The 26,996-nt window shown below is 63.6% G+C and carries 18 protein-coding genes; 9 read left to right on the top strand and 9 right to left on the bottom strand.

Annotation, left to right across the window (positions count from 1 at the left end):
- Positions 1-34: 34 nt before the first annotated feature.
- Together alaS and recA are read right to left on the bottom strand one after the other, a co-directional pair.
- Positions 35-2,698, bottom strand: coding sequence for an alanine--tRNA ligase (alaS, locus tag CN933_RS04475; RefSeq protein ID WP_018095100.1), 2,664 nt, complete (start codon positions 2,696-2,698; stop codon positions 35-37).
- 238 nt (positions 2,699-2,936) lie between these two features.
- Complete coding sequence (recA, locus tag CN933_RS04470; protein WP_010969478.1) at positions 2,937-4,022, bottom strand: recombinase RecA; 1,086 nt, start codon at positions 4,020-4,022, stop codon at positions 2,937-2,939.
- A 334-nt stretch (positions 4,023-4,356) separates the two neighbouring features.
- Between recA and CN933_RS04465 the strand changes: the two genes are divergently transcribed.
- Complete coding sequence (locus CN933_RS04465) at positions 4,357-5,316, top strand: carbohydrate kinase family protein (protein WP_018095101.1); 960 nt, start codon at positions 4,357-4,359, stop codon at positions 5,314-5,316.
- Between the two features lie 135 nt (positions 5,317-5,451).
- Complete coding sequence (locus CN933_RS04460; protein WP_026168608.1) at positions 5,452-6,381, top strand: pseudouridine-5'-phosphate glycosidase; 930 nt, start codon at positions 5,452-5,454, stop codon at positions 6,379-6,381.
- Between the two features lie 119 nt (positions 6,382-6,500).
- Here the strand turns inward: CN933_RS04460 and cckA are convergent, their stop codons facing one another.
- On the bottom strand, positions 6,501-9,110 hold the full coding sequence (cckA, locus tag CN933_RS04455; protein ID WP_018095103.1) for a cell cycle histidine kinase CckA: 2,610 nt from the start codon (positions 9,108-9,110) through the stop codon (positions 6,501-6,503).
- Positions 9,111-9,475: 365 nt separating this feature from the next.
- On the opposite strand from cckA, the gene CN933_RS04450 reads away from it, so the two are divergent.
- Positions 9,476-10,438: a flagellar biosynthetic protein FliO gene (locus CN933_RS04450; protein WP_018095104.1), complete on the top strand. Its 963-nt coding sequence runs from the start codon at positions 9,476-9,478 to the stop codon at positions 10,436-10,438.
- 92 nt (positions 10,439-10,530) lie between these two features.
- On the opposite strand, the gene dksA is transcribed toward CN933_RS04450, so the two are convergent.
- Positions 10,531-10,950, bottom strand: a complete 420-nt coding sequence (dksA, locus tag CN933_RS04445) for an RNA polymerase-binding protein DksA (protein WP_003532995.1) — start codon at positions 10,948-10,950, stop codon at positions 10,531-10,533.
- Positions 10,951-11,356: 406 nt separating this feature from the next.
- On the opposite strand from dksA, the gene CN933_RS04440 reads away from it, so the two are divergent.
- The 4 genes from CN933_RS04440 (at position 11,357) to CN933_RS04425 (ending at position 15,324) form a co-directional block, all read left to right on the top strand.
- Positions 11,357-11,893 carry a SixA phosphatase family protein gene (locus CN933_RS04440; protein ID WP_102761312.1) on the top strand — a complete coding sequence of 179 codons (537 nt, stop codon included), beginning with the start codon at positions 11,357-11,359 and terminating at the stop codon, positions 11,891-11,893.
- Positions 11,894-12,061: 168 nt separating this feature from the next.
- Complete coding sequence (locus CN933_RS04435; protein ID WP_018095106.1) at positions 12,062-13,561, top strand: YcjX family GTP-binding protein; 1,500 nt, start codon at positions 12,062-12,064, stop codon at positions 13,559-13,561.
- Positions 13,558-14,637: a YcjF family protein gene (locus CN933_RS04430; protein ID WP_018095107.1), complete on the top strand. Its 1,080-nt coding sequence runs from the start codon at positions 13,558-13,560 to the stop codon at positions 14,635-14,637. Before CN933_RS04435 ends, CN933_RS04430 begins: the two co-directional genes overlap by 4 nt.
- Before the next feature lie 135 nt (positions 14,638-14,772).
- Positions 14,773-15,324 carry a hypothetical protein gene (locus CN933_RS04425; RefSeq protein WP_018095108.1) on the top strand — a complete coding sequence of 184 codons (552 nt, stop codon included), beginning with the start codon at positions 14,773-14,775 and terminating at the stop codon, positions 15,322-15,324.
- Between the two features lie 34 nt (positions 15,325-15,358).
- Here CN933_RS04425 and folK read toward each other — a convergent pair whose 3' ends face one another.
- The 3 genes from folK to folP are packed head-to-tail and all read right to left on the bottom strand — an operon-like array spanning position 15,359 to position 17,107.
- Positions 15,359-15,883 carry a 2-amino-4-hydroxy-6-hydroxymethyldihydropteridine diphosphokinase gene (gene folK / locus CN933_RS04420; protein WP_018095109.1) on the bottom strand — a complete coding sequence of 175 codons (525 nt, stop codon included), beginning with the start codon at positions 15,881-15,883 and terminating at the stop codon, positions 15,359-15,361.
- Positions 15,870-16,241 (bottom strand): dihydroneopterin aldolase, encoded by a 372-nt coding sequence (gene folB, locus CN933_RS04415; protein ID WP_018095110.1) that lies wholly within the window; start codon positions 16,239-16,241, stop codon positions 15,870-15,872. The genes folK and folB overlap by 14 nt, the downstream gene beginning before the upstream one ends.
- 14 nt (positions 16,242-16,255) lie before the next feature.
- On the bottom strand, positions 16,256-17,107 hold the full coding sequence (folP, locus tag CN933_RS04410) for a dihydropteroate synthase (RefSeq protein WP_018095111.1): 852 nt from the start codon (positions 17,105-17,107) through the stop codon (positions 16,256-16,258).
- Positions 17,108-17,302: 195 nt separating this feature from the next.
- On the opposite strand from folP, the gene CN933_RS04405 reads away from it, so the two are divergent.
- Entirely contained in the window at positions 17,303-17,938 is a 636-nt protein-coding gene (locus CN933_RS04405) for a DUF922 domain-containing Zn-dependent protease (RefSeq protein ID WP_018095112.1), read from the top strand.
- Between the two features lie 470 nt (positions 17,939-18,408).
- Here the strand turns inward: CN933_RS04405 and CN933_RS04395 are convergent, their stop codons facing one another.
- Entirely contained in the window at positions 18,409-18,729 is a 321-nt protein-coding gene (locus CN933_RS04395; protein ID WP_018095113.1) for a 2Fe-2S iron-sulfur cluster-binding protein, read from the bottom strand.
- 399 nt (positions 18,730-19,128) lie between these two features.
- Complete coding sequence (locus CN933_RS04390) at positions 19,129-19,497, bottom strand: Hpt domain-containing protein (protein WP_102761311.1); 369 nt, start codon at positions 19,495-19,497, stop codon at positions 19,129-19,131.
- 504 nt (positions 19,498-20,001) lie between these two features.
- Between CN933_RS04390 and CN933_RS04385 the strand changes: the two genes are divergently transcribed.
- Positions 20,002-26,286, top strand: coding sequence for an apolipoprotein A-IV repeat region-like domain-containing protein (locus CN933_RS04385; RefSeq protein ID WP_102761310.1), 6,285 nt, complete (start codon positions 20,002-20,004; stop codon positions 26,284-26,286).
- The last annotated feature ends 710 nt before the right edge of the window (positions 26,287-26,996 follow it).

Raw genomic sequence — 26,996 nt, 5'->3', positions numbered from 1 at the left:
CGCAGCGCCCTTCAGAAGTCAGCACGCCTGGGGCTCAGCCGGCGAGCGCGCCGGCAACGGCCTCGATCGCCTCCGCTGCACGTCCGCCGTCCGGACCGCCGGCCTGGGCCATGTCGGGCCGCCCGCCGCCGCCCTTGCCGCCGAGCGCAGCCGAAGCGACGCGCACCAGATCCACGGCGCTGACTTTCGAAGTGAGGTCGTCGGTGACCGCCACCACGGCGCTCGCCTTGCCGTCGCCGCTGACGCCCACGAAGGCGACCACGCCCGAACCGAGCGTCTTCTTGCCGTCGTCCGCAAGACTCTTCAGGTCCTTCGGCTCGACGCCGGATACCACCCTGCCGAGGAACCGGACGCCGCCGATCTCGCGGGCGGCATCCCCGGAACCGTTGTGGCCGTCGCCCGCAAGGGCGAGCTTTTTCTTCGCCTCGGTAAGTTCCCGTTCCAGCTTGCGGCGCTCGTCGAGCAGCGCCTCGACGCGCCCGAGGACATCCGAGGGCTGGACCTTCAGGGCAGATGCCAACGTCTTGACCCGCTCATCCTGTTCGTTGAGATAGGCTCGCGCGGCCTCACCGGTCAGCGCCTCCACCCGGCGCACGCCGGCGCCGACAGCGCTTTCCGAGACGACGCGAACGAGGCCGATATCGCCCGTGGCGGACACATGCGTGCCGCCACAGAGCTCGACCGAGTAAGGCCTGCCGGCTTTGGCGCCGCGAAGGCCCTGCCCCATGGACACGACCCGCACCTCGTCGCCGTATTTCTCGCCGAAGAGCGCCATGGCGCCCTCGGCGATCGCATCGTCGACGCTCATCAGCCGTGTGACGACCGGCGTGTTCTGGACGATGATCTCGTTCGCCATCTCCTCGACGATCTTCAGCTCCTCCGCCGTCATCGGCTTCGGATGCGAGACGTCGAAGCGCAAGCGCTCAGGCGCGACGAGCGAGCCCTTCTGGGCAACATGGGTACCGAGGACCTCGCGCAGCGCCTCGTGCAGCAGATGCGTCGCGGAATGGTTGGCGCGCAGCCGCGCACGGCGCGCATGGTCGACCGTCAGGGCAGCCGCTTCGCCGGTCTTCACGCTGCCTTCCTCCACGGTGCAATAGTGGACGAAGAGCCCTTCGCCCCGTTTCTGCGTGTCGGTCACAGCAAGCTTGCCGGTCTCGGTAGTGATGACGCCGGTGTCGCCCACCTGGCCGCCGGATTCGCCGTAGAAAGGCGTCTGGTTCAGAACCAGCTGTACGTTCTCGCCCTTGGTGGCCGCCTCGACGACGGCACCGTCCCTGACGATCGCCTGAATGACCCCTTCGGCCGACTCGGTGTCGTAGCCTAGGAAGTCGGTCGCGCCGTGCTTATCCCTGAGCTCGAACCAGATGGTCTCGGTCGCGGCTTCGCCGGAGCCGGCCCAGTTGGCGCGGGCCTCGGCCTTCTGCCGTTGCATGGCGGCCGTAAATGCGTCCGTATCGACGCCGATGCCCTTGGCGCGCAGCGCGTCCTGGGTGAGGTCGAGCGGAAAACCGTAGGTGTCGTAGAGCTTGAACGCCGTCTCGCCGTTGAACTGGTCGCCTTCGGAAAGATCGGCCGAAGCCTCCGCCAAAAGGTTGAGGCCGCGCTCCAGGGTCTTGCGGAAGCGGGTTTCCTCCAGCTTCAGCGTTTCCGAGATCAGCGCTTCGGCGCGGACGAGTTCCGGATAAGCGCGGCCCATCTGGCCCACGAGCGCCGGCAGGAGCTTCCACATCAGCGGATCCCGCGCGCCGAGCAACTGCGCGTGGCGCATGGCGCGGCGCATGATTCTGCGCAGAACGTAACCGCGGCCCTCGTTCGACGGCAGAACCCCATCGGCGATCAGGAACGCCGAGGAACGCAGATGATCGGCGATGACGCGATGGCTCGCGCGCCGGTCCCCTTCGGCCTTCACGCCGGTCGCCTCTTCGGAGGCCGCGATCAGCGCGCGGAAAAGGTCGATGTCATAATTGTCGTGCTGGCCCTGGAGCACGGCGGCCACGCGCTCAAGCCCCATGCCCGTGTCGATCGAGGGCCGCGGCAGGTCGACGCGCTCTTCCTTGGTGATCTGCTCGTACTGCATGAAGACGAGGTTCCAGATCTCGATGAAGCGATCGCCGTCTTCCTCAGCTGAGCCGGGAGGGCCGCCCCAGATATGATCGCCGTGATCGTAGAATATTTCCGAGCACGGGCCGCATGGACCGGTATCTCCCATGGCCCAGAAGTTGTCGCTCGTCGCGATGCGGATGATGCGATCGTCGCTCAGGCCGGCGATCTTCTTCCAAAGGCCGAAGGCCTCGTCGTCGGTATGATACACCGTGACGAGGAGACGCTTGGCATCGAGCCCGTATTCCTTGGTGATCAGGTTCCAGGCAAGCTCGATCGCGCGCTCCTTGAAATAGTCGCCGAAGGAGAAATTGCCGAGCATCTCGAAAAAGGTGTGGTGCCGGGCGGTGTAGCCGACATTGTCGAGGTCGTTATGCTTGCCGCCGGCGCGCACGCATTTCTGCGCCGTCGCCGCGGTCGAATAGGGTCGCTGCTCGAGGCCGGTGAACACATTCTTGAACTGCACCATGCCCGCATTGGTGAACATCAATGTCGGGTCGTTGCGCGGCACGAGTGGGCTGGACGGCACGACCTCGTGACCGTTCTTGCGGAAATAGTCGAGGAACATCGACCGGATTTCATTCACGCCGCTCATCTTGCGTCCTATCTGTGTACACTCCGGCGGCAGCCCGATCTCTCCAGGCTGCAAGCCGCACTTTTCAACCCCGCGCTTGGGCGCGTCGCATTCAATCACGTCACGCCTCCCGCCGGCCGAGCCGTCGGAACCACAGGCTTTTATCGTCCGCATTTCATGCTGTCCAGCGGGCAGCAAAAAACCGGCCGCAGGTGACGACGGCCGGCTTCGCATGCTTCAACCAGACGGTTGCTGCCGATTACATATCGGCGGCTTCGTCGCCGTCGCTTTCCGGCCCGCCATTCTCCAGGAACCGGTCGGCGATGAGACCGGCATTCTGCCGCAGAGCCGTCTCGATTTCGCGCAACAGTTCGGGATTCTCCCGCAGGAAGAGCTTGGCGTTTTCCCGTCCCTGGCCGAGCCGCTGGCTGTTATAGGAGAACCAGGCGCCCGATTTCTCGACGATGCCCGCCTTGACGCCGAGATCGATCAATTCGCCCGTCTTCGAAACGCCTTCGCCATACATGATGTCGAACTCGACCTGCTTGAAGGGCGGTGCCATCTTGTTCTTGACGACCTTGACGCGGGTCTGGTTGCCGACGACTTCCTCGCGCTCCTTGACCGAGCCGATACGGCGAATGTCGAGGCGCACCGAGGCGTAGAACTTGAGCGCATTGCCGCCCGTCGTCGTTTCCGGCGAGCCGAACATCACGCCGATCTTCATGCGGATCTGGTTGATGAAGATCACCATGCAGTTTGACTTGGAGATCGATGCCGTAAGCTTGCGCAGCGCCTGGCTCATGAGGCGCGCCTGCATGCCCGGCAGACTGTCGCCCATCTCGCCCTCGATTTCGGCGCGCGGCACGAGTGCGGCCACCGAATCGATGACGAGAATGTCGATCGCACCCGAACGGACCAGCGTATCGGTGATTTCCAGCGCCTGCTCGCCCGTATCAGGCTGCGAAATCAGGAGATTTTCGAGATCGACCCCGAGCTTTCGCGCATAGACCGGATCGAGTGCGTGTTCGGCATCGACGAAGCCGCAGATGCCGCCCTTCTTCTGTGCCTCGGCAATGGTCTGCAGCGCCAGCGTGGTCTTGCCCGAGCTTTCCGGACCATAGATCTCGATGATGCGGCCCTTCGGCAGGCCGCCGATGCCGAGCGCGATGTCGAGGCCGAGCGAACCGGTGGAGACGGTTTCGATCTCAACTACGCTGTCCTTCGCTCCGAGCTTCATGATCGATCCCTTACCGAACGAACGTTCGATCTGGGAAAGAGCCGCTTCAAGTGCCTTGCTTTTGTCCACCGATTTGTCCTCTACGAGCCGCAAAGAATTTTGTGCCATTGGTCCACCTTTAGGTTATTGGAGCTATCGAGGCAATGAAGCCGCCGCAAGTCTTTTTGTACATGTTTTGTTCCAACTTGGCAATGGCACGTCAAGTAGTTGAAAATGCTAGGAATACTTCACTACGTTCGATTCTTGTTCACGCCTTTCGTCGACAGTATCCACAAGTTGCGCGTCAACGCATGCCGGCTTTCACGCGCCGCCCCGATTCGCTTCGTGATTCACGATGGATCAAAGCCGGACAAAGCCCTAAAAGGTAGTCCGAAACGATAGATCGGAATGCCGGCGGAAGAGAGACTTCGCCACCTTTTCTCCGCCCTTCATCGAGGACCAGATGCAAGCACAGGTGAAGTCGCAGAACATAGCCGTTTTTGGCGGCGCTCATATCGACCGGCGCGGCCGGATCAACGGCGCGACGACACCGGGCGCGAGCAATCCGGGCACCTGGTTCGAGGAAGCCGGGGGCGGCGGCTTCAATGCAGCGAGAAATCTCGCGCGCCTCGGCCATCGCGTAACCATGATCAGCCCGCGGGGCGGCGATCCCGCCGGCGACACGGTGGCGGCCGCTGCGGAAGCTGCCGGTGTGATCGATCGCCCTTTCACCTTTCTCGATCGCAAGACGCCGAGCTATACGGCAATCCTGGAAAACGACGGCAACCTCGTCATCGCGCTCGCGGACATGGACCTCTATGCTTTGTTTACGCCGCGCCGGCTGCAGCAGCGGACCACGCGCGAGATTTTAGCGGCGAGCGAACTCGTGCTGATGGACGCCAATCTGCCGGAGGAGACGTTGACGGCGCTTGCCGGCACCGCCGCGAAGTTCAGCCCTCTCCGTGCCGGCATCGCCGTTTCTCCGGCAAAGGTGGTCCGCTACCGCGCGTGCCTCGACGGGCTCCATTTCCTGTTCATGAACGAGGCGGAGGCGCGCGCACTGACCGGCACCGAGGCCGCAACCGCCGCGGAATGGCCGTTGCTGCTGCGCTCCGCCGGTCTTTCCGGCGGTGTCGTGACGCGCGGAGGCCGGGCCGCGGTCGCCTTCGACCGCAAGGGTGCCTGCCTCGCTACGCCGCCGGCTCTTTCGGCACTCGCCGACGTCACCGGCGCCGGCGATGCGCTCGCCTCGGGCTTTCTCTCCGCCCGGCTTGCCGGTGCGGATCTTGCCGACTGCCTGCGCTGGGGCATGGCGGCCGCCGTCATAACGCTGCATTCGCCCTACGCTGCCTCCGAAGAGATGCTGCCTGACAAGCTGGAGCAAGTGCTGCGCCTTGTGCCGGAAGCGGAAATGCTGGCATGAGAATTGGCAGCTGAATGGGAGCCGGGTAGCGCGGAATGCGGGCGGTTCTTCCGCACCCTCTGCTCCAGGCACCGGAATCGATCAGGTACCCCCGATGCAATTTGCCGTCGGATGTCATCAATCAAGGAAACGATCATGACCAAACCCTCCTCCCCGTCCCTGCCGATGGAATATTCAGATGAAGTCGCGGCCGCCAAGCAACGAGGTGCGCCGATCGTCGCGCTGGAATCCACGATCATCACGCATGGCATGCCCTATCCCGGCAACCTCGACATGGCCCGCAGCGTCGAGACGATCATCCGCGAACAGGGTGCCGTGCCCGCGACCATCGCCGTAATCCACGGGGTCCTCCATATCGGTCTGGACGATGCCAAACTGGAGGCGCTGTCGAAGACGCAGGGCGCGATGAAACTTTCGCGCGCCGACCTCGCCTTTGCGATCGCCGAACGCCGCACCGGCGCCACGACCGTTGCCGCAACGATGATCGCCGCTGCCCGTGCGGGCATCCGGGTTTTTGCGACCGGCGGTATCGGCGGTGTTCACCGCGGAGCGGAGCAGAGCTTCGACATATCGGCGGACCTGGACGAACTCGCACGTACCGGCGTCATTGTCGTCTGTGCCGGCGCCAAGGCCATTCTGGACATTCCCAAGACGCTCGAAGTGCTCGAAACCCGCGGTGTCCCTGTCGTGACCTATGACAGCGAGAACTTCCCGGCCTTCTGGTCGCGTGAATCCGGCCTCAAGAGCCCGCTGATGCTGAACAGTCCGGCGGCAATCGCCGGTTTCCAGCGGACGCGCGAGTTGCTCGGGATCGACGGCGGAATGCTTGTCGCCAATCCGGTGCCGGAACAAAGCGAAATCCCGCGCGAGGAGATGGAGATCTATATCACCCGCGCACTCGACAATGCGGCGAGCGAAGGCATTTCCGGCAAGGCGGTCACACCGTATCTGCTCGACAACCTCTTCCGTTTCACGGACGGGCGCAGCCTGGAAACCAATATCGCGCTGGTCGAGAACAATGCGCGCCTTGCCGCCGGGATCGCTGTCGCACTCGCTGCGAAGTAACCGCAGAAACGGAATAAAAAGGCGAAGGGGATCTGGCGCGCCGCCGTTTGCCCTTCTCCCTCGAAATGCGGAAGATGCCGGCAAACGGCGAAGAGCACAGGTTCGGAGGAGAAACCTCGTCAGCTGTCGAGCATCTCGCGCACGGCGACCGCGAGTTGCTTCAGAGAGAAGGGCTTCGGCAGGAAGCCGAACTTCGCGTCGGCCGGCAGATTTCGCGCAAAAGCATCTTCGGCATAGCCGGATACGAAGATGAACTTCAGGTCCGGATACGTCTTGCGCAGCTCGCGCAGCAGCGTCGGCCCGTCCATCTCCGGCATCACGACGTCGGAGACGACGATATCGACGGCGCCTTCGAGTTCGTCCATGATCTCCAGCGCTTCGATACCCGATCCCGCTTCGTGAACCGTATAGCCGCGCGTCTCCAGCATGCGCTTGCCGCCGCGCCGGACCGCTTCCTCGTCCTCGACGAGCAGCACGACCGCCGAATCCCCGGTCAGGTCGGCAGGCTCGGCCCGAGGCATCGGCACCGCAACCGGTTCGCTCCTCGCCGGCGCCGCGGAATGCGCTGCGGACGCGTCCTCATCCTGGATTTCGGGCACGTCGACATGCCGCGGCAGCAGGATGCGGAAGGTCGTACCGCTGCCGATCTCCGACTCGGGATAGATATAGCCGCCGGACTGCTTCACGATGCCGTAAACCATCGACAGTCCGAGCCCGGTGCCCTTGCCGACATCCTTCGTGGTGAAGAAGGGCTCGAAGATCTTGTCCATGATTTCCGGCGGAATGCCGGTGCCCTGGTCGGACACCTCGACCATGACGAAGTCTTCCTCGGGCAGTTCGCGCCGTCCAAGCGCCGACACTTCGCTCGCCGGGAGATTGCGCGTCCTGAGCGTGATGATCCCGCCGGCAGGCATGGCGTCGCGGGCATTGACGGCGAGGTTCAGGAGCACCTGTTCGAACTGGCCGAGGTCGGTCTTCACCGGCCAGAGATCGCGGCCGTAGTCGACCTCCACCTTGACGTTGGTGCCGGTCATGCGGTCGACGAGCATCCTGAGATCGCCGATGACGTCGGTGAGATTGAGCACCGTCGGACGCATCGTCTGCTTGCGCGAGAAGGCGAGCAGCTGCCGCACAAGCACGGCTGCCCGGTTGGCGTTACGCTTGATCTCCATCAGGTCCGCGAAGGTCGCATCCGCCGGCCGCGCCGATAGCAGCAGATGGTCGGCGGAAAGCAGGATGGCCGTCAGGACGTTGTTGAAGTCATGGGCGATGCCGCCGGCGAGCGTTCCCACGGCATTCATCTTCTGCGTCTGCGCCATCTGGTTTTCGAGCGCCTTCTGCTCGGTGATCTCCAAGGCATAGATGATCGCAGCCTCCTCGGGCGCCTGATCGCTCTGGTCGATGACGGCATTGACATAGAAGCGGAAGTGACGCCCCTCATCCTTGGGATGAAGCGCGTCGATCGGGGCAATATCGCTCTGGCGATCCTTCGCGGCAGCCAGCGACTCCTGCAGACGGCCTCTCTCGGATTGGTGCACCACAGCGTCGATCAGGGCCCCGCGCTCGACCTCGTCCTGCGAAACGAGCCCGGCGAAGAGCTTCATGAACGGAGCGTTGGTTCGGAGAATGCGGCCGTCTCCATCCACCGAGGCGATCGCCATGGGCGTGTTGTTGAAGAAGCGGGTGAACCGCATCGCGGCATTCGACGCCGACTGATCGCCGTCGTCGCCTTCCCGGGACATCACGATCGTCCGGCTTTCGCCGGGCGCACCGTCCCGTGCCGAGGAAACGCGATGAATCAGGCGTACCGGCAGGCTCTGGCCGTTGGTCTTTCTGAGATCGAGGTCCAGGATCTTGGTTTTCTTGAGACCGGGCTCCGCCTGTACCGATTGTACCAGTGCCAGCCCCTCGCCCGCGACGAGATCGGCAATGCTGACGGAGCCGGGCTGGAACTTGGTCAGGTCTATTCCGAGCCAATCGGCGAGCGTCGCGTTGATATAGAAGATCTCGCCCTTGCGCCCGGCGGAGAAGAAGCCCGCGGGTGCGTGGTCGAGATAGTCGATCGCGTTCTGCAGTTCCTTGAAGAAGCGCTCCTGCTCGTCGCGCTCCGCGGTAATATCCGCGATCTGCCACAAGTAGAGCGGATTGCTGTCGGCATCCTCGAGCGGCAATACCCGCGCCTTCAGCCGATACCAATGGGCGCCGGAACCGGCCACCTTGCCGTTTGCCAGAGGCTTCAGAAGCCGGAACTCCTCGTGTCCCTGCTTGCCCTCATGCAGACCGTTGGTCAGGCGATAGATCGCTTCGGTGGCCTCGCGGTTGCGCGACAGGATCGTTTCGAGCGACTGGATGCCTGCCGCACTCTTGGTGCCCGTCAGGGCACCATAGGCCGCGTTGGCATAGATGATGCGGCCCTTGCGGTCGGTCACGATCGTCCCGTCCTCATGCGCGTCGAGGAAGGCGCGCGCCAGTTCGTCCGGCCGCGATTGCGGCATCACTTCGATAAAGCCGATGACGGAAGAAACGAGGAAGAATATGCCCACCATGGCCAGCACGCCGAGAATGCCGAGCACGATCTCGTTTTCGAGCTGGTCCTTGAAGACGACGAAAGCGGCAGCCGACGCGGTGAGGACGATCGCAAGCAGGATGATCCTGAGGATGGTTCCCGGACGAACGCCCCGGTCAACGACCGGCATCTGGTAGTCACCTGCCTGCCGCAATTTCGTCATCGGGTCCTCACCTGCTGCCGGGTCGCATCGAACGCGATCCGAGCGCTTGCAGTGCCGTACATCCCCGTGGATGCACAAGGGCCGCTGCAATACTTTGAATTGCCGCATGACTTATCCCCAATCCGTTTCCGGCTTGAGGAATCATGCGGTGGCCGGGTCCGAAGGCATCGTCGCGAATCGATGGCCGCCCTCCGCGCTTTCGCGCATCGACCTGGAATCATCTTTAACAATCAGAGATAACAGCAAAAAGCGTCTCTGCGGAAGCGCTGCGGTCAATTCACAGGGAATGTCGGGCCGAAGCTTGTCCAAGCCCGAAAAAAGCCGTCAAATATTGACATGCGAAGCGGCAGTAAGGAGTTCAGCCTATGTTGGAAACAATCCTCGGGGACAACGCCAGCCGGTTCATGATCGCCGCCGGAGCGGTCGCCATCGGTCTCTTGTGCCTCGTCGCCGTGCTTCGGCTCATGCGCAACAAGCCCTCCTCTCCCTTCGTCCGCGGCGGCAAGAACAGGCAGCCGCGGCTTGCGGTGCTCGATGCCGCCGCTGTCGACACGCGTCGGCGCCTGGTGCTCGTCCGCCGCGACGACGTCGAGCACCTGATCATGATTGGCGGCCCGACGGACATCGTGATCGAAAGCCGCATCGCGCCCGAGGGAGAAGATCCGGTTCCGGCCGCACTTCAGGCGCAGCCGGAAGAAAAGACGACCCGCGCCCCGATTGCGGAAACCCGGCCTCAGCCGGTTCCTTCCCCTGTCCCGCCCGAACGCCCTCTCCCGACGGAAGCTGCCGCCGACCCCGTTCGGCAACCGGCGCGCCCGAGCGAGCCGCCGCGGGTCGCCGCGCGCCCGGAGCCTCCGGTGCGCGTGGTCCCGGATCAGCAAGGCCCCGCACTCGGCTCACCGCAGCCGCAGCAGGTCTCCAGGCCTTTACCTGCGCCTCACATTCCGCCGGTGTCAGCCATCGAGCCGTCGCACACCGATTTCAGCGCGGTGCGTGACCGCTCGCTTCCGGTGGAGCCCGCTGCACGCGAAGAGCGCCCCGTCCCGCTTACGGCGCTCGAGCCGGTAAAGGGCATGCCGGGCCAATCTCTCCCGCCTCGGCCCGCAGCGCCGGAAGCGGCCGCGGAATTCGAGCGCATGCTCGATGCGGAAATCAGCGGCGATCTCCAGCGCTTCTCACCTTCAGGGCCGCCGCGTCCGGAGATCAGGCCCGCCGGTCGCCAGGAACCGGTACTCGGATCGCCTTCGCAGGAGACCCGCAAGGAGCCGACGATCGAAGAAGAAATGGAACGGATGCTCGCCGATATCTCCGTGAGCCGCAAATTGTAAGTCGTACGTCGCGGAACAACGCATCGGTGCGCGAATGAAAACGGCGCGGTCGAACCGCGCCGTTTTCGATAGTCCCAACGGTGTCCCGGGACTTATTCGTCCCGGTAGACCTTCTCGCGACGCTCGTGGCGTTCCTGCGCCTCGATCGAGAGAGTTGCGATCGGCCGGGCGTCCAGGCGCTTCAGTCCGATCGGCTCCCCGGTTTCCTCGCAGTAGCCGTAGGTGCCTTCATCGAGCCGCTGCAGCGCGGCATCGATCTTGGCAATCAACTTCCGCTGACGGTCCCGAGCGCGCAACTCGATCGCCCGGTCCGTTTCGGACGAGGCGCGGTCCGCAAGATCAGGATGATTGGCGCTCTCCTCCGCCAGGTGATCCAGTGTCTCGCGGGCCTCGCGAAGGATGTCGTTTCTCCAGGCATTCAGCTTCGCACGAAAGTATGCCCGGTGGTTCGCATTCATAAAATCCTCGTCCTCCGACAGGACATAGGTACTAAGATCGATCTTCTCACTCAACGCGATTCTCCTGAAGAACATCTCATTGCGGCGGTGTATAGACCTATGGAAGCTCTGATTCAAGCCTTGTAATCAGTGCTTAACTGCATTTTAACACTGCCCGCATCGCAGGCTAACCGGCTAATATTTCATCACAATTACACGCAAAGTCTTGAACGCCGAAATACCGCTCACCGCCGACGGCATCGGCCGCTTGACGTTCCACGAGCGAGCACGGCGGCATTTCGGATTGCGACATTTGGTGCGCGACCCGCATCGGTTCAATGGGCGCACCGGATCAAAAAACCGCGAAACGCGGCTTGATCTTTACGCCGACCGGCGGGACAACGGAGCATCCGCAAGGCGTTTCCAGCCGTCGGCACCACGGGCGCCTCCATCCTGGGGATTTCCAACACCGGGTGAATACATGCAAGACAGCGTCGTCCCGGCCTTCCAGCTTCTGCTTCTTCGCCACGCCCGATCGGGCTGGGCTCTGCCCGGCCAGAGCGACTTCGATCGCGCACTCGACGATGTCGGCTTCGCGGAGGCCGAACTCACGGCACAATCCGCAGCCGACCATCGCATCAGGCCGGACCTGATTCTTTGTTCGACGGCTGTCCGCTGCCGGCAGACGGCCGAACCGCTATACCGCGCATTTGGCGAAGATATCGACATTCGGTACCTCGACCCACTCTATACCGGTCCCACGACCGTCTATGCCGACCTTGTCGAGGCGCATGCGAGCCGACCCTCGCTGATGATTATCGGGCACAATCCGATGATAGAGGAGCTCTTTCGACGAATTCTGGGCGAAGACCGGGCGGCTGCAGCACTCGCTGACGCATATCCGCCGGCCGGAATGGCGGTGATCGATTTTGCGGCGCGGCCGATAGCCGGAAAGGCATGGACAGCGACACTTTCGAAGTTCCTCGTTCCCGCCCTTGAAGAAGCCGAGAAAGGATGAGCCCCTACCCGCCGCTTCCGCCCGCGGAAACGGGGAATTCGCTTCGCCTTGTTGCGCTGACGGAAACATTTCCTATATCGCTCCAGACGCTACGCGGATGCCCGCGACCCGGTTGGGATATCGGCAAATCAAACGTACCGCTCATCATTCCCGAAGGGACGAAACAATTTGGCGCCCATTCTCACCAGTTTCAAAGACGACGCGCTGATCGCCCTGGACAATCTCGCCGACCGTGCCGCTGGTCTCGTCACCCCGTCCGTCAGACTCGGCGTCACCGGCCTTTCGCGGGCCGGCAAGACCGTTTTCATCTCTTCGCTCGTCCACAACCTGCTGAACGGAGGGAGGCTGCCGGTTTTCGAACCGGTCCGGTCGGGCCGTGTGTCCAAAATCAGGCTCGAACCGCAGCCCGACGACGCGGTGCCGCGCTTTCAATATGAGGATCACATTGCGGCCCTGGTCCGGGATCGGTCCTGGCCGGATTCGACCAGGGCCATATCGCAGCTGCGGATCACCCTCGATTACGAAAGCGCCAGCGGCTGGAACCGTCTGTTCTCTCCCGGGCGGCTCTCGATCGACATCGTCGATTATCCCGGCGAATGGCTGCTCGATCTGCCGCTGCTCGGCCAGGACTTCCGGCAGTTCAGCGACGCAACGGTTCAACGCGCACGCACCGGCATGCGCGCCGAACTGGCGAGCGAATGGTTGGGACTTGCCGTCGCGCTCGGAGCCTCGGCGCCGGCCGACGAAGGCAGCGCCCGCCGGCTTGCCGAGAGTTTCACCGCCTATCTCAAGGCCTGCAAGGACGACGACCGGTCCCTCTCCACCCTGCCGCCTGGCCGCTTCCTGATGCCGGGCGACCTCGAAGGGTCGCCGGCGCTTACCTTCTCGCCGCTCCCCGACCTGCCTGCGAGCCGCGCCCCAAAGGGTTCGCTCTGGGCGATGATGGAGCGACGCTACGAAGCCTACAAGACGCATGTGGTAAAACCGTTCTTCCGCGAACATTTTGCCCGCCTCGACCGCCAGATCGTGCTTGTCGACGCGCTCCAGGCGGTCAACCGCGGCACGGAGGCGCTGAAGGATCTGGAACAGGCTCTGGCAGACGTGCTTGCCTGCTTCCGGCCCGGCGTCAACTCCTGGCTGACTTCGTTCGTCACGCGCAAGATCGACCGCGTACTGATCGCCGCCACCAAGGCCGATCACCTGCACCATGAAAGTCACGACCGGCTCGAGCGCATCACGGCTCGCCTCGTCAGCCGGGCGACCGAGCGGATAGGAATGAGCGGGGCGGGCCTTGAGGTCATGGCGCTCGCATCTGTCAGAGCAACGCGGGAGGCCACCGTAGACCACGATGGCCATCGTTTGCCCGTGATCGTCGGAACGCCGATCGCCGGTGAGAAGATCAATGGCGAGATATTCGACGGCGAGAAGAAAACAGCGATATTTCCTGGAGACTTGCCGGAAGATCCTGAACTTCTTTTTGAAGCCGTCGACCGCGTCTCGGCATCGGCCCTATCCGCCTCCGCCCCGGAGCAGGCGATGCCGGAACTGAATTTCGTCCGCTTCCGGCCGCCGCATCTCGAGGAGACGCGCGGCGGCCTGAAACTCTCCGTGCCGCATATCCGGCTCGACAGGGCCATGCAGTTCCTACTCGGAGATCGCCTCGCATGAGTGATGACTTCAACGACCGTCGACGCAGGCCGGCCGCCTTTTCCGTCGAGGCCGAGGAGGCCACCAAACGCCAGATGGAACAGACGCCGCGGCGCTCACCGGGGAGTTTCAGCGAAAAGATCGTCATGACCCCCGATGCCGAGGACCCGTTCATCGGGACCACCGCGGCGATCGAATCGCTCAACCTGCCGGAAGCAAAGCCGCAGCGGCGCCGGCTCTCCTTCGGCAAGATCGCCGGGGCGGCTTTCGGCATCCTCATATCGCTCGCGGTCGGGCTTTGGATCGACCGGCTCGTGCGCGACCTCTTTTCGCGCGCCGACTGGCTTGGCTACGGGGCCGTCGCAGTCGTGGCGATCGGCGTCGTCGCTTTCCTGATCGTGGTCGCGCGCGAAGTCTTCGGCATGATGCAACTGACCGCTGTCCAGACGCTGAAAGCCGATCTGGCCGCGGCCGCCGCAGCCGGAAAGACGCAAGCCGCACGTGCTGCGACCGCGAGGCTCGTTCACCTGCTCGCCGGCAATCCCCGGACGGCCAAGGGCCGTGCCCGCCTGACGGAGACCGAGGGCGATATCATCGATGCACCCCATCTCATCGAACTGACGGAGCGTGAATTGCTGGCGCCGCTAGACCGCGAGGCGCGGCGGATCATTCTTGGCGCCGCGAAGCGGGTGTCGATCGTGACTGCCGTCAGTCCGCGCGCGCTCGTGGACCTCGGCTACGTGATCTACGAATCCGCGCGGTTGATCCGTGCCATGGCCGAACTCTACGGCAGCCGCCCGGGCACGCTCGGCCTGCTGCGCCTGATGCGCGACGTCATCGCGCATCTCGCCGTCACCGGCTCGATCGCCGTCGGCGACAGCCTCATCCAGCAGATCCTCGGCCACGGCCTGGCATCCAAGCTGTCCGCCCGCCTCGGCGAGGGCGTGATCAACGGGCTGATGACGGCGCGCATCGGGATCGCGGCGATGGATCTCTGCAGGCCGATGCCGTTTCGCGCGCTCAAGCGCCCCAGCATCGGCGACTTTCTGGGCGACCTGGCGCCCGGCGCCGCACGGTCCGAGGACGCAGCCGGCTGATCGTCGATCCATCGCCGGCGCCCCCTGCCCTCTACGCAAGATAAGGCGGTCCAGAAGCCAGGCTGAAACCATCCGTTAACCATTTTCACGGCAATGTAGACGTCAGTTTCCAGCTTGATCCATCAAGGACTGCTCATGCTCTCGCGCCCTTCTCCGATTGTTCGCGGCATTGCCGTTATCGCGCTTGTCGCCGCCGCGGGCCTTGCGACACCCGCGTTCTCCGGCGCCCGCGACAAGGCGTTCTTCGACAGGATTGCCGGGCAATGGAAAGGCCCGGGCGAAATCGTTGCCGGCAAGTACAAGGGCACGAAGTTTACCTGCGATCTTACCGGTGAAGCGGCACCCGGCAACGAAGCCGGCCTGAAACTGGACGGTTTCTGCCGCGTCGGGGTATTCAAGCAGCCGATGTCGGCGACGATCGTCCGGAAGGGCAACAGCTACACCGGAAAGTTCCTGGACGGTGCCGAGGGCAAGGGTCTCGACGTCGTGTCCGGCAGCGTTGCCAAGGACAAGGTGGTCGTCGGGATCAACCGCAAAAAGCTCAATGGCGCGATGATCGCGCGCCTGCACGGCGAAGAAACAATGAACATCACGATCTCGGTGAAGGTCGAGGACACCATGGTTCCGGTCATCGGTGTGAGCCTCAACCGGCAAATGGACGATATCGCCGTCGGTTCGATCGAGTAACCCCGACAGACCTGTACGAGCACGGCTTCTGCGCTTATTGCTCCGCGCGCCACCATTCGACGTTTTCGTCGGCCACTTCGATGCCCTTCACATCCGCCCGGCCCAGCCATTCTCTGACTGTCCGTCCTTCGACGGCAAGGTCTGCGGCAAAGTCGGCGAGCGGCTTCAGCACGAAGCCGCGTTCGGTCATGCGCGGATGAGGCAGCGTGAGCGTCGCGCTCGCCCTGTTGAGGTCACCGAAGGTCAGGAGATCGATGTCGATGGTGCGGGGACCCCAGCGCTCCATTCTCACGCGCTTCATGGTCCGTTCGATCTCGAGACAGGCCGCAAGCAATGCCTCTGGACCCAGCGTCGTTTCGACTTCCGCACAGGCGTTGAAGAACCAATCCTGATCCGTCTTGCCCCATGGCGGCGTGCGGTAGAGCCGCGAAACCGCGACGATCCGGCAATCCGACCGCGCGTCGAGCGCCCGCAGGGCTTCCGCCATCGACCGGCGCGGATCGCCGAGATTGCCGCCGAGACCGAGGATCGCGTGCCGCCAGCTCCTATTCGGCGACATGCTCGACCGTGACTTCCACGTAGTCCAGGATGCCCGGAACCGGCGCGTTCGGCTTGCGGATGGAGACCTTCGCCCGGCGAATCTGGCGAAAACGGGCGCAAAGCGTCTTGGCGACCTCAAGCGCCAGCGCTTCGATGAGGTAACGCCGGCGTCCAGTGACGATCCTCTCGATCTCGGCGAAGGCGATGCCGTAATGCACGGTGTCGTCGATGCAGTCCTCGGCAAGCGCAGTCCCCTGGTCGACGACCAGTTCCGCATCGACGAAGAAACGCTGCCCGAGAAACTCCTCTTCGTCGAGCACGCCATGGCGGGCAAAGAACGCGCAGTTCTTCAGTGTGATCGTGTAGGTCGCAGTCATGGCTTCATGTCCCGTCAGCTGATCTTTGCGGCCAGCATAGCATCGGCCACCGCTAACGCATCCCTGTTGATTGCGACATCGTGTACCCGAAAAATCGCAGCGCCGGCAGTTCTGAGGAGCGCCGTCGTCGCGGCGGTACCGACGTCGCGGCCTTCCGCCTCTCGGCCCGTCACCGCGCCGACGAAGCGCTTGCGCGAAGTTCCGACGAGAAGCGGCCGTCGAAACCCATGCAACGCCCTGAAGCGCGCCATCAGTTCGAGGTTCTCGTTCGTGTCCTTCGCGAATCCAAAGCCCGGATCGAGCACGACCCGTTCCCGCGCCACGCCGGCGTCGGCGGCGATCTGCAGAGACCGTTCCAGGAAATGGAACTGATCCTCGATCACATCGCTCAGTTTCTCCCGATCGCGTCCGGTATGCATGATGCAGAGCCCGGCCCCCGTCTCGGCCGCCACGGCCGCGATCGCCGGCTCGCGTTGCAACCCGTGCACGTCGTTGACGATGTGGGCGCCGGCGTGAACCGCCAAACGCGCGGTTTCCGCGCGGTAGGTATCGACCGAAATGACGGCCCGGGACTGCCGCGCGATCGCGGCGATAACGGGCAGAACGCGGGCCTGCTCCTCGTCGGCACTGACCGGTTTGGCGTCGGGTCGCGTGGATTCGCCGCCGATATCCAGGATTTCCGCACCCGCCTCCAATGCGCGCAGCGCAGCTCTGACAGCAGCGTCGGGATCAGCGAAGCGCCCGCCGTCGGAAAATGAATCCGGTGTAACATTGATGATCGCCATCAAAACGCCACGCGGGCCCAGTTCGAGATCGCGTCCATGCGCCAATTGCCAGCGACAGGGCTGAAATGGATCGTATGTCATTGTTCCGGTCCGCAGCTGAACGGTTTGAATTCACCGCCCGTCATGGTGCAAATATATCTTCGAAAGCAACATGTTATGACGCCTTCCTCACAAACCTTGCAAGCTTGTCGACGTCGGTTGGGGCCGATTTGTGTTGCGCTGGCTTTGGCTATGCCCCAAGCTTCAATGAAGTTCAACCGGCGAGAACACCCTTCCATGCCCCGACTCCATATCCCGCTGCGTGCAGCCCTGGTCGCATTGCTCGTCGGAGTCCCGTTCGGCAATGCCTCGGGCGAGACACTGATCAGCAAGAGAATCTCCTACTTCTCGATCGGCGGGCGCACCGCCGCAGAACTCGACAAGGCGCTTTCGGCGTCCGGCCCTATGATGAAGAGCACCGGGACGCGGCATCCGGGCGCCACCCGGATCAAGTTCGGCGGCACGGTCACCTATGTTAGTCGTGACGACCGCTGCGCGGTGGGCTCGGCCAAAGTCACGCTCAACACGCGCATCATTCTGCCACGCTGGAAGTATCGTCGACAGGCGGGCCGAGATCTCGCCCTGGTCTGGGACACGCTGGCGAGCGACATCAAGCGCCACGAGGAACGCCATGCGGAGATCGCGCGCATTCACGCGCGCCAGATGGAAAAGGCACTGCTTTCACTGAAAGCCGAGGACAGTTGCGAGCGCATGCAGGCCCGGGTAGCGGAAGTGAGCGCCGAAGAAGTCGAGCGGCACGACAAGGACCAGGCGCGCTTCGACCGCACCGAGGCGGCGAATTTCGACCGGCGGATGATCCGGTTGCTGCAATACCGCGTCGAAAGCCTGAAGAAGAACGCCAAGGCCCGCTGATGGCGCGAGGCAGGCCGTGCATCGCCGCCGCGCGAAACGCGGGACCGTGTCTGCGCTTTCGATCGGAATACCCCAAAGAAACGGTGGGATATAGTTTCCGCTCCAGAAGAAAACGCCGGGAACCCACAGTATTTTACTGGCGGAATCTAGCGATAGCGGGGCGCAGCCGACTCAGCTATATTAGAATCATGCAACGAGCGGAGGAACCGAAGTTCAACCGCTCGATGAAGTTGACATTGGATTGCGGATCAATACCGAGATCTCGCGTTTTAGTGGCAACCGGCGTGAGTTTGGCTTCGTCGTCTTCGGCTATTGCAGCATTGTCCGGACGATGAGGCAGCACAGGTTCTCCTGGCGTGTCCTGGTGCGGCAGATGTTCCCTCCCTCATCTGCATGCGATGCGCCCTCCTAGCCTCGCTTGTCGATTGACCGGCGAGGCTTTTTTTTGCAACGACGGCCCTTCGAGCCGATCAGGCCTGGCGCTCGGGGACATGAACGACAAGCCCGTCCAGAGCTTCGCTCATCTTGATCTGACAGGAGAGACGCGAGGTCGGACGCACGTCGTAGGCGAAGTCCAGCATATCCTCTTCCATCGCTTCCGGCGTGCCGACCTGCGCCGCCCAGGCCTCGTCGACATAGACATGACAGGTGGCGCAGGCACAGGCCCCGCCGCACTCCGCCTCGATCCCGGGGACCGAATTGCGAACCGCATTCTCCATGACCGTGGAGCCGTTCTCGACATCGAGTTCGTGGCGCGCGCCGTCAAAGGCTACGATCGTAAGTTTTGCCATTTTTCTTTCCGGAACGAATTGAGGGGCCGGCCGGCTGGCACAGGGCTTGTCAGGACTAGGCGGTGCCCCGGCTTTGAATTCAGGGCACGTTCTTCCAACAAATCAACCGGCCAGTCAACACGATGCGGCCGGTCCGCACAGCCTCAAATTGCCGCGGCGGTCGGGCAGATCGCGTTTGATGATAGGTTTTAAGCCATCCCGCCCAAAAGTGCGCAGCGGTTTTGGGACAACGACATGCACAATAACGACAAGCTGCAGCCAGATCACGTTCATGTTTTTAGGTCGGGGTCGACCTACATGAGCGTGACCGGCCCCAAAAAGTTAGAGCGGGATACGAGCGGAAAACCGCGCCCGCTTTCCTCACCCCGCTCTTACGCCCGATAAGTGCGCCGCTTCAGGTCAACGGCAGAGTTTCAAAACGAAGAGCTCAGCCTCGAGAACGGCAGCGCCGAGAGCGCTCCGCAGAGCAGCATCGGCGGGACATGTCTCGATGGCGGCTGCAGCCTCGGCGACCGCGACCGCACCGACCGCGAGAGCCGCCCCCTTCAGACGGTGGGCCTCCTGGCTGCAGGCCTCTGCGTCACGTTCCGCCATCTCGGCCATCGCCTGGCGTGCCTGACGCGCAAAGAGCTTCAGAACCTCGATCTCGAGCGCCGTGTCCCCCATCGTCTGTCTGTAGAGATGCGCAAGGTCGATGGGATTGCTGCTGGAGGGAGTGGAACTTGCGGGGATGTCCGGTGCCTCGAAGGCTATTTTGAGTGCCGCCATGGGCTCGCTTCCTACAATCGATTTCGCGTAAACAATCGCACCGTTTTCAAACAGGATTATCGGTGCGCGGCACTGCCATTGACCTAAAACGCGGCGCAATGGAGGCAGAAAAATTGAGGAAATGGTTAACGACCATTAAACCGGCTGATTCCCTTGGCTTTTCGGGTCCCGAGCGCTCGCTTCCGTTAAGAAATCATTAGGATTTTAATGAATGGGGAACGCTCATAATTGTAAGAGCCCGGCTAATGTGTCACTACGATACGATTAGGAACGGGTCCGTATATGAAAATGGCAACTGTTCCGGTGGATAAGCTGCGTCCCAAGGTGTCGCAGGGCATAGGCTGCGGCTATCCATCGAGGCGATGTAATGGGTGATCAGTAAATCTGTGGCTTCGTTGCGAAGCCTGGACCTTGCGGTCACCGCCCTGGTTCGGATGTTCCGCTGGGCACCTGGCGGCACAGGAAGACGGCCATCATCGGGCAATAGTAGTGAGGCGTATCCGTATGGCGACGAAGAAGACCAACGAGTCGATCGACGAAAAGGCGTTCCAGGCGCTGGAAGCTGCCCTGAAGATCGACTTTGACGACCTGAAGTCGGCCTTGAACGACGAGACTTCCCTGGACGAGCCGGTGCCGGAAAATGTGTCCGAGAGTGCCCGCCAGGCCGCCGGTTCCGGTGAGGCCCGCGCCGCACGAACGCAACAGGAAGCTGCGAAGCCCGCGCGCGGCGCCGAAGCACCGCGCAGTTTTGCGAGCGAAATGGCTCCGAAGCAGCCCCCCCTGGCGCCGGCCAACGATGACACGCGCAAATCCCCAGCCGCCATGCTGCGCTCGCTGGAGGTCCGCTCGAGCCGCGCGGCAATCCGGGTCGCTGCGATCGTCTCGCTGGTCTGGACAGTGGCCGGACTCGGCGTCGCCCACCTTCTTTATGCGCCCGGGATCTGGCAGATCCGCTCTCTCGGCGATCTCGCGGCAATGCCTGGAGCGATCGGCATCCTGCTCGGCATCGCCCTGCCCGTCATGCTCTTCTTCTCCTTCGCGATCATGATCGCGCGTGCTCAGGAACTGCGCAGCGCCGCGCGTTCGATGGCCGAGGTCGCGATGCGCCTCGCCGAGCCGGAAACCAATGCCGCCGACCGCGTCATGACGGTCGGTCAGGCCGTGCGCCGCGAAGTCTCGGCGATGAACGAGGGCATCGAGCGCACCATCGCCCGGGCAACCGAGCTCGAAGCGCTCGTGCATTCGGAAGTCAGCGCGCTCGAGCGCAGCTACAGCGAAAACGAACTGCGTGTCCGCACGCTCGTCCAGGAGCTCGGTCTCGAACGCGAAGCGATCATCGGCCATTCGGATCGGATCCGCACGGCTATCGCTGGCGCGCATACCAAGCTGAAGGACGATCTCGAAACTGCAAGCGAGGACATTGCTTCGCGAATAGCCGTTTCCGGGGAGGCCTTCGCTTCGCTCATCGATACCCGGGCCGCGGCACTTACCGACAAATCGGACCATGCGCTCGAAAATCTGAGCACCATGCTGACCACCCGGACCGACGCATTGCTTTCCGGCCTTACGACCGCCGGAGTGGCGCTCAGCAACGAGTTCGACGCGCGTCTCGATGCGCTCAGCGATAACCTGACGCAGCGTGGCGAGCAGTTGCTCAGCCAATTCGAAACCCGTGCCTCGACGCTCGACGCCAATACCGAGAAGCTCAACGCCGCCCTGAACGAACGCGCCCGTCAGCTCAACGAGACGCTGATCGCCCGGACGCGTGACCTCAATGAGAGCCTCAGGATAGGCCAGCAGGCGATTTCCGGCGGCCTCGACGACGTACTTTCCTCGCTCAACTCGGCCCTTGACGAAAAGGGAGCGAGCTTCCGCCAGAGCCTCAAGTCGAGCGCCGACGACGCCATCATGGATCTCGATCTGCGCGGCGGCTTTTTCGAGGAAAAGCTGCAGACGACGGTCGGCCAGCTTGCAAGCGCCTTCGACGAACGCTTCCACGAATTTGCAAGCGCCTTCGACAAGCGGGCCAGCCAGCTCGACACCAAGCTCATGGAAAGCCTCCACCGGATCAACGAGACCGTTTCCGGCGGCTCGGAGGCGATCGGCGGCGCCCTTGACAGCAGCGTGGACAAGATCAATTCGGCGCTGTCCGACCAGTCGCTCACCCTGGCAACGGCGCTCGGCGCGACGCAGGACTTCATCGAGGAGACGATCGGCAGCCGCACCTCCGAGCTCAGCAGCCTGATCGGCAACGCGCACAACCGCATCGAGAGCGTGCTTTCGGACAAGACCGGCTCGCTGATGGGCGCGCTGACCGAAGCGCAGGAGCGCATCGAAAACGGCTTCGGCCAGCGTGCCGATGCGCTTGCCAACGCGCTGACGGCGAGCGAGCGAAGCCTGACGGACGGACTAGACTCCCGTACATCGGCCTTCATCGAGGGCTTGCAGTCTGCTCATGCCCGCATCGAGCAGACTCTTACCGGCTCCACCGACGAGATCACGAGCGCGATCGCCGCAAGCCAGCATCGGCTCGACAACACGCTTTCGGAACGGACCGCCGCGCTGTCGACCGCCCTCGCCTCAGGAACAAGCGTCATCGAAAGCGCCGTCGGCGGCACAGCAGAACGGCTTGAGCGTGTCCTTTCCGAGCGTGGGCAGTCGATCACCGACGCACTGTCCAACCAGACAGCGGCGCTCGACGGCGTGCTCGCCGAGCGCGCGACGCAAATCAATTCCACCATGTCGGCCCGCGCCAGCGAAATGGCTGACTCGCTAAGCCGTCATGCCGAGGACGTCGCCGACAGCCTTACTTTCCGCGCCATGGCGGTCGCCGAGACCATGACCGACCGCGTCGGCGAGATCGAAAACAAGCTTTCGCAGAGCGTCTCCGAAGTCGCCGAAAACCTGGGCGGCCGCGTCAGCCTGATCGCCGATACGCTCACCGATACCAGCGCCCGCATTGCCGAGGACCTGAGCAGCCGAGTCGGAAAGATTTCCGAGACGCTGGCCGGTACCAGCGCCGAAATTGCGGAAGCGCTTACCGCCCGCACGTCGGAAGCAACGGCTTCGCTTGCAGGAAAAGCGGCCGAGATCGAACAGACGCTCACCGGCAGGGCCTCGCACCTTCGCGATACGCTGACGACGACGCACGACGAGATCCGTTCGACGCTCGACGACCGGATCACGGCGATCAACCTTGCCGTCGGCCAAGGCCGCGAGCAGCTGGAAGAACTGCTCTCGGATCAGTCCATGGCGATGGCAACGACCCTGGCGACCAGCGCCAGCATGCTCGAAATGTCGCTGGAAGAGCGCCAGGCATCGATAGCCGGTGCGATCGAGCGCAGCACCGAGGCGCTCGCCGCCCGCACGTCGGAAGCAACCGCATCGCTTGCCGACAAGGCCACCGAGATCGATCGGACGCTCTCCGGCAAGGCTGCGCAACTGCGCGACACGCTGGCCACCACCCATGAGCAATTGCGCACGACCCTCGACGATCGGATCAACACCATCAACCTCTCGGTTGGCCAGGGACGCGAGCGTCTCGAAGAGTTGCTGTCCGACCAGTCGATGGCGATGGCCACCACACTGGCGACCAGCGCCAGCATGCTCGAGATGTCGCTGGAAGAGCGCCAGGCCTCGATCGCCGGAGCGATCGATCGCAGCGCCGAGGCGCTCGACTCCCGCATGCGCTCGACGACGGGCGAGATTGCGGAACGTCTGGCCGAAACAGCCGATCAGATCAGTCTGGCGGCCGACACGCTCACCAATCGCGTCGACATTTCGATCAGCGGCGTCAATAGCCGCCTCGACGAAACCGGCGCGCGCATCGAGACAAGCCTCGGTTCGCTCGAAGAACGCATCCGCGGCAGCGTCGGCGACGTCGACGCCATTCTCGGCGAAACCGGCGCACGCATCGAAACGAGCCTCGGCTCCCTCGAAGAGCGCATCCGCGGCAGCGTGGGCGATGTCGACGCCATTCTCGGTGATACCGGCGCGCGCATCGAAACGAGCCTCGGCTCCCTCGAGGAGCGCATCCGCGACAGCGTCGGCAGCGTCAATGCGATCGTCGACAATGCCGGCCAGCGGATCGCCGACAGCCTGGGTGAGCGCGCAGGCGAAATCGACCGGATCAGCGAGGCTGCGGCAACGCGCATATCGACTGCCATCGAAGCCGGCACGGGCCGGATCGAGGAGCGGCTCGGCACGATGGATCGGGCCCTCAATATCGGACTCGACAACGTAAACCGCACGATCGAGGGGAAAGCTGCGGCGCTCGTAACCAGCCTTCGTGGTGCCGTCAGCGACGCCACCCAGGAGATCGACGCGGAAGCCGCCCGGTCGGCCGGGCTCCTGTCCAAGGCCGGCGCCGACTTCGCGGGTGCGCTCGCCGCGAGCAATGCCGAATTTGCATCGTCGATCGAGCAAACCGCATCGGCCACGGCAGCACGCCACGCCGATCTCGCCCGCTCGGTCGCGGAAGCCGCGGACACGGCGACCGCCCGATTGGCCTCGACCAACAGCCAGATCGCGACCCATGCCAAGAGCATTCAGCAGAGCCTGACAGAGGCGGAGAAAGCGCTCGATGCGCGCGGCCAGTCCATCCGCAGCACGCTCGACGAAAGCACCCGCGAACTCAACTCGATGCTTGCCGGGCGCTCGATGGAACTGTCGCGTCTTCTCGACGAGCAGGCTCGCCCTGTCATCGAACAATACGCCGCCACCGGCAAGGAGGCCGCCGAACGCATCGCTTCCCTCACCCAGGAAAGCGCCGACCGCCTGCGTGCCGAAAACGCCGCGCTCATCAACGCCATCACCGAACGGACCGGCGAGACGCTCGACGCCATCTCGTTGCGTGCGGAAGAGACCGCCAAGGCGATGAAAATGGTCGAGAACCGGCTGCAGTCGACGGCCATGGGCCTGATCGACCAGCTTGCGTCGAGCAATTCGGCGATCGCCACGGTCATCGACCAGGCGAGCGGCAATCTCGGAGATATGGACCAGCGGCTCGAGGCGACCGCCGCAAAGGTCTCGGAAACGGCGCGGCAGGCCTCCGACATGCTCTCCACCTCGACCCGCCTGATCGAAGGCAAAGTCGACAAGCTGTCGGACATTTCCTCCTCGACATTGTCGCAGATCGGCGGCATCGTCGGCCGCTTCGAAGACCATTCGAAGGTTCTCGGACAGGCTTCCGACCTCCTGGCGGCCGCCCAGTCGAACCTTGTGAGCACGCTCGAAGAGCGCCAGGACGCGCTTCGGACACTCTCGGTCGGCCTCGTCCAGCGTTCGGAGGAGATCGAGCGGACCATGCGTGCGCTCGAGGGCTTCGTCGACGGCGCCTTCCAGCGCGCCGAGGAACGCTCCGGTCAGGTTGCCGGCAACCTGCGCAGCGGGATCCAAACCTCCTTCGCCGATGTGGGCCGACTGCTGTCGAACACCGAACAGCGGGCAACCGAGGCGGCAGAGGCCCTGCGCGATACGCTTGTGAAGGCGAGCGATGAAGCCGCCGCTTCGGTCGAAGGGGTCTTCTCGCAGGCCGAGGAACGCTCACGCCAGATCGCCGACAGACTGCGCTCCGGCGTCGAGACGTCCTTCGCCGACGCAAACAAGACGCTTTCGCAGGTCGAAGGACGTGCACTCAGCGCCTCCGAGGCCCTGCGGCAAGTCGTGGCAAAGACCGGCGAGGAAGCCGGCCAGGCGCTCGAAGGCGCGTTCGCCACCGTGGAAGAGCGTGCCAAGGACGCGGCCTCGCGGCTGCGCGGCAGTATCGGTGCGTCGGTCTCCGACGTCGAGCGTATGCTGGCCGAGAGCGGCAAGAAGTCCGATGGCGTCGCAGCACAGTTGCGCGAAGCCGTCCGCCAGGCGATCGAGGATGCGATCGGCCGTTTCAACGGCGCAACCGACGACATCCGTCGTTCCGCCGGCGAAATCCGCAAGGAACTCGACATGACGCGCGAAGAATTGAAGCGCGGCGCTTTCGACCTTCCGGAAGAGGCCAAGGAAAATGCCGCGCTGATGCGGCGCGCCGTCGGCGAACAGATCAAGGCGCTGCAGGAACTGTCCGAGATCATCGGCAAGTCTTCCTCGCAGCTCGAAGTCGCCCAGCCGGTTCGCCAGCAGGAAGCCCCCGCTGCCCCGGCAGCCCGCGTCGTCGCGCCACAAGCCGTCGCACCGCAGTCATCGCTGCCGCAAGCCGCCGTGCCGCAACCTGCCGCACCGCAGCCGGCTCCGAATGCCGCTCTGCGCGGAAGCCTGGGCATAGAGCAGGCCACCCGCCCGCTGCAGCCTGCCCGGCCGCCGGCAACGGAGGAACGCGCCGAAGAGGGCGGCGGCTGGATGCGCGATCTCCTGCGCGCGGCTTCCCGCGAGGAAGAGCCTGCAGCGGCGCGGCCGCGCTCGGCGGAAAGCCAACCGGTGGCAAAAGCCGGCGACAGCCGCAACCCTCGCCATGTGGTCGAGTCGCTGAATTCGCTCTCGGTGGACATCGCGCGTGCGATCGACCACGACGCCTCCGTCGAGCTTTGGCGTCGCTATCAGCGCGGCGAACGGGACGTCTTCACCCGCCGCCTCTACACGCTGAAGGGGCAGCAGACCTTCGACGAAATCAAGCGCAAATATGATCGCGAACCGGAGTTCCGCACCGCCGTCGACCGCTATATCGCCGACTTCGAGAAGCTGCTCGCCGATGTCGCGCGCAACGATCCCGACAAGCGCATCACACAGACCTACCTGACGTCCGATACGGGCAAGGTCTACACGATGCTTGCCCACGCGGCAGGGCGCTTCAGCTGACACGGACAGCAATCGGTCTCTCGGGAACGGCCTCGTCGCAAGACGGGGCCGTTTCTATTCATCTCTCCTCTTCCTCAACTCTGTGGTTGTCACAGAGATGAGGGCAGCGCCGCGTCTGCGGCGCGGAAGACTTCCAGCCCAAGGACTTGGCCTGGCTGGATTCCTGCGACAAGCACGGGAATGAGGGACCGGAATGTGCGGCTACTGCATCGAAGCGAAGCGGGACGCTGTATACGGGCGGACCTTCCGCGCCGCCTCGCTATCTTCACGGTTCATGAAACACGCCGAGGGACCACACCCTCTCGACCCTCATCCCTGTGCTTGTCACAGGGATCCAGCAGCGCCGCGTCTGCGGCGCGGGAAGCGTTCTTTCAGCCCAAGGACTTGGTCTGGCTGGATTCCTGTGACAAGCACAGGAATGAGGAAAGCAAACAAGCGGCGCCGGCGGCTCCAATCTCGGCACACTTTAGGGCACATACACATCTGCTCCTCCGGGGGAAGCCGTTGCCACGGACAGAAACCGGCACTCGCTTCAAGCGACGCGGTCTGCCGACGGCATTGTTTGGGACAGGTGAAGGTCAAGCCGCGTGTCGTCTCCCCCACAAGGGGGGAGAATACCTGCGGCGGGCCCTCGCTTCGAATTCTGCGTTGTGCCCGCATGCCACAAAAAAAGCCCCGGCAAAAAATACCGAGGCTTCCTGTCGATCAGG

Source organism: Sinorhizobium sp. M4_45 (assembly GCF_002885915.1).
GTDB lineage: Bacteria > Pseudomonadota > Alphaproteobacteria > Rhizobiales > Rhizobiaceae > Sinorhizobium > Sinorhizobium meliloti_A.
This window is presented reverse-complemented; position numbering and strand designations above follow the sequence as displayed.